The sequence below is a fragment of the Mucilaginibacter sp. genome, assembly GCF_036383575.1.
Classification (GTDB): Bacteria; Bacteroidota; Bacteroidia; order Sphingobacteriales; family Sphingobacteriaceae; genus Mucilaginibacter.
Window position 1 is genome coordinate 1 of record NZ_DASVOB010000887.1, and the last position, 3543, is coordinate 3543.

Here is a 3543-nt window from a genome sequence, read left to right on the forward strand (position 1 = left end):
CCAGCCAAAACATAGCCCAGCTTTGGGAAAAGCTTTTGTGTTGCTTGGTTGGCAATATTGGTGTCAATCCTCAATATGTTAATTGCACGCCGTATAGCTTCATGTTCGGCTTGCTTTAAAAGTGCCGCTGCAACGCCGCGCCCCTGATAGTTAAAGTTTACAGCGAGGCGATGGGTAACTATAGCAGTTTCAGTAATGTCAAGCCCGGCCTGGGCATATTCAGCGTCCTGATCGGTTGTTATTGCAGCTACACCTGCTATTGCTCCCGCAATCTCGGCTACCCAAAGTTGGTTAAGCTCAATATCCTGGGTAAATACCTGTTTATTGGGATAGTCATTATCCCACTGAAAGTTGCCTGCTGTTTTCATAACAGGTATTACATCGGCTATAAGAGTTAATATTTGCGGTATATCGTTGAGTGTAGCCAGTCGGATTATCATATCATCTGTAAATGGAAATTACAGCTAAAGTATATAAGTTTTAATGTTAGGGAGTTCACTTGTTGTAAATAATTGGCTTATTTCAATGCGCGCCGTTTCTTTAATCCAATTTTTGATGTAGATCTTATTTGCATAATAACGGTCCAGGATAATAGGAGGAGCAAAGTGTAAAACGCCAGATTTTGTGCCCAGTTGCCAACGCTGAGTTCATCAATGATCTGTTTTAACATCTTACTTTGCATTGTTGAAAATTACCTCCCTGATGTCTTTTAAATTTTGATTGGCTAAGTCTTTAAAGGTTTAATAAAGGCGTCAAAATAATAAGCAGAATCAGCCTGTATAAATATTAACCGTAGAGTAGTAAGAATGTTGTTAGGTGCCGGATGTTTTTGAATGAATCAGATAAGAAAATAGCGGTGCAATTTGTTGTTCTTCGAATAAATTGCACCGCAGGGGGGGATTAATGATTGTGTTTTTTGTGGATGTCTTTAACAAGGCAAAGCTTTTTGATATCGGCTACCTTTATAATAAAGGGGGCGTATTTGAGCCGGTTGCCAACCATTTCGGTTGTATTATCCGAATGTGCAATTACTTCATCAGGGATATCTCCGGCAAGAAGGCGTTTATACATGCGATAATCGCCCCACTCAATATAATAAACCTCGCCGGGCAGGATCTTTTTGTCATGAATTATTTTTAATGCAACCCAACAGCCGTTTTCAAGGTAGGGGTACATGCTGTGCCCCCAAACAGGGAGCGCGAAATCGCAATCTTCAATGCCCGGGAAATTCATATGGCCAACCGGCTGTGAATCATTGATGTCGTTATATACTTCTACGCCTGAAGCGGTTGCAGAGATCTCATACATTGGTATCCCCTCACTATGTCTGGATACAGGTTTTGCTTCAGAAATGTTCTGTTTTTTTTCTCCTGTAATGTAGTCTTTGTATTTTTCTTTAAAAATACGGAGTTTTTCTGTGTCTATGTTTTGCCTGCTCTTTATTATTTCAGTGATGGAACTTGGAGAATTAAAGCCTAATGCTTCAGCTAATTGAGCATTACCATTGAATGCTTTTCCTTTAAGTTGGTTATAAAGTATGATAAACTCCAGCGTTTCGGGCCGTACAATCTTTATTTTGCCTGGTTTTACTTCGTCTTCCATGATAAAAAATAATTAAAGATTTTTCTTGATTATAATAAAGATTATTCTGTATATTTGTTTCGTTGATAATTGCTAATGTAAGTCAAATTATTGATAAATCAAAATGATCAGCTCGTTTTATAAAGAGTATTCTTTTGTGTGAGTACAATGTTCTGTAATTTAAAATCAAGAAATAATAACGATAAATAACCGATAATAACACTATCATGTATATAGCATTTTCAGCGCTTCAACAATCAACAGGGGAGAACCACAATCAAAAGGATACTTCAAATGAACATGAGGCTTTGCAGCGCTTCGAGGCTTACAGGGCCGCATGTGAAAAATATAGGGATGAAATTATCGCTATCCAAAAATATATGCCGGGATGGATGCCTGCTTTTAACCGGTAATAATCCGGTTGCCGGCGTGAGTATTATAATTAAAAAATAAGCAATCAATAAACTAATTACCATGATAAAAATTTCTCAAAAACTTAAGAGCCAGCTTTGGTGGCTTATTATATCGGTTGATTATGACTACAGCCGGATCAGTATTGCTGAGCATGATCTTACAGACGAAGCGCTTACTTTGTGGCTGGAGGATAAACAGGACTTTAAAAATTCAATTGATGAATGCCTGCAGGTGGATATCCGGGTGCGTGATATGGCCCGCGTCATTAAGGCTGAAAACCTGAATAGCTACGAGGGGACTAAATTGCACCCAACTAAAAATTTTGCTTATAAAGCACGTATAGAAATTAACGCCCCTGTGCAATGGTATAAAGATGATGCGTCAGTAGTTGAACAACAGTGGACCCGTGAAGCTATGTTGAAAGCCTTGCTTACACAACTTGTTGAAGCGGGAGCGGCAAGTGATTATGAATATTAGGTTCGCTTTAAACTATGCTGTTTGGCATTTATTGCATAATTAATAAGGCCTTTAAAACTGCTTTAAATTTGGTTGATAGCTTTTTGTAAAAGCCTGTTAAATTCCGCAGGGTTTTCAACCATCGGGAAATGTCCGGTAGCATGTATTTGCAGTAACTGATAGGGGATTCCTGCTTTGATAAACCCAATGGTATCATTAGGCGTATAGTCGCTGTTAATAAGGTGCAGTTTGGTTTTAGTGGCCCTGAGCTTGGCTACCGTGTTAAAACTATTATCCTCCATACTTGCTATGGCAATGGTACTATCGGTATTGGCCACGTCGCTAAGTATACGCTTCCTGATGGCTGCATTAGTTGTTTTATAAAAGAGATCCTGGTTAAAATAGGCTGTAGCTACTGCTTTGAAGTGTTTTTTTAACATAGCTATAGCTTCTGCATAATCGGCCTTTGCTTTTGCGGTTTCAGGTTTCCCGTCAAAGCCTTTAAAATTATCAATACCTACAAGTCCTATTACCTGGCCGGGGACATTGAGTTTAGCTTGTACAATAATTTCGCCGGCCATCGAGTGGCCAATGAGTATCACATTTTTTAACTTAAGGGTAGTTATAACCGAGGCCACATCGCCGGCAAAATCGCTCACTGTCCATGAGTTACGATTTTTGCCCGATTGGCCATAGCCGGGCAGATCCATAGTAATAACCCGATACCTGTTACCGAAATATTTTACCTGCCCGGCAAAGTAGCTTCTGTTAATGCACCAGCCATGTACAAAAAGTAATGTGGTATCGCCCTTGCCGGTATCTGTATAGGCAATATTAACACCATGGTTGCTGATTTTGACATGGGGGAGGTCTGTTGCTTTTTTGTTTTGCGGATGCTGAATACAGGCGTACCATAAACCAATTGAAGTTGCCAGTGAAAACAATGCGGGTAGCTTTTTCATACAGATAGTTATATGCAACGGTTTCGCTATATAAATATCCGTTTATGAATGGGTTACGGCAAAATGTTTAACTAATTTTAACAAAGTAAATACAGTGGATCAGGCAATGGGCCGTGCTATTTGACCTTTA

The 3543-nt window shown here is 39.3% G+C and carries 5 protein-coding genes; 2 read left to right on the forward strand and 3 right to left on the reverse strand.

What is annotated here, in order from left to right; genetic code table 11:
- Both VF500_RS31160 and VF500_RS31165 read right to left on the reverse strand, forming a co-directional pair.
- Nucleotides 1-440, reverse strand: a 440-nt coding sequence (locus tag VF500_RS31160) for a GNAT family N-acetyltransferase (protein ID WP_330863390.1), incomplete at its 3' end; no start/stop codon positions are given.
- Between the two features lie 460 nt (nt 441-900).
- A complete protein-coding gene (locus VF500_RS31165) occupies nt 901-1602 on the reverse strand; it encodes a S24 family peptidase (RefSeq protein ID WP_330863391.1) in 702 nt (233 codons plus the stop codon).
- 206 nt (nt 1603-1808) lie between these two features.
- Between VF500_RS31165 and VF500_RS31170 the strand changes: the two genes are divergently transcribed.
- Both VF500_RS31170 and VF500_RS31175 read left to right on the forward strand, forming a co-directional pair.
- Nucleotides 1809-1994, forward strand: coding sequence for a hypothetical protein (locus tag VF500_RS31170; protein WP_330863392.1), 186 nt, complete (start codon nt 1809-1811; stop codon nt 1992-1994).
- Between the two features lie 61 nt (nt 1995-2055).
- A complete protein-coding gene (locus tag VF500_RS31175; protein ID WP_330863393.1) occupies nt 2056-2472 on the forward strand; it encodes a hypothetical protein in 417 nt (138 codons plus the stop codon).
- Between the two features lie 62 nt (nt 2473-2534).
- On the opposite strand, the gene VF500_RS31180 is transcribed toward VF500_RS31175, so the two are convergent.
- Nucleotides 2535-3413, reverse strand: a complete 879-nt coding sequence (locus tag VF500_RS31180) for an alpha/beta hydrolase (protein ID WP_330863394.1) — start codon at nt 3411-3413, stop codon at nt 2535-2537.
- Nucleotides 3414-3543: the final 130 nt, after the last annotated feature.

Bases quoted from the DNA above. Each gene is read 5' to 3' on its own strand.
- VF500_RS31165 (WP_330863391.1), bottom strand. From the start codon at position 1,602: ATGGAAGACGAAGTAAAACCAGGCAAAATAAAGATTGTACGGCCCGAA.
- VF500_RS31170 (WP_330863392.1), top strand. From the start codon at position 1,809: ATGTATATAGCATTTTCAGCGCTTCAACAATCAACAGGGGAGAACCAC.
- VF500_RS31175 (WP_330863393.1), top strand. From the start codon at position 2,056: ATGATAAAAATTTCTCAAAAACTTAAGAGCCAGCTTTGGTGGCTTATT.
- VF500_RS31180 (WP_330863394.1), bottom strand. From the start codon at position 3,413: ATGAAAAAGCTACCCGCATTGTTTTCACTGGCAACTTCAATTGGTTTA.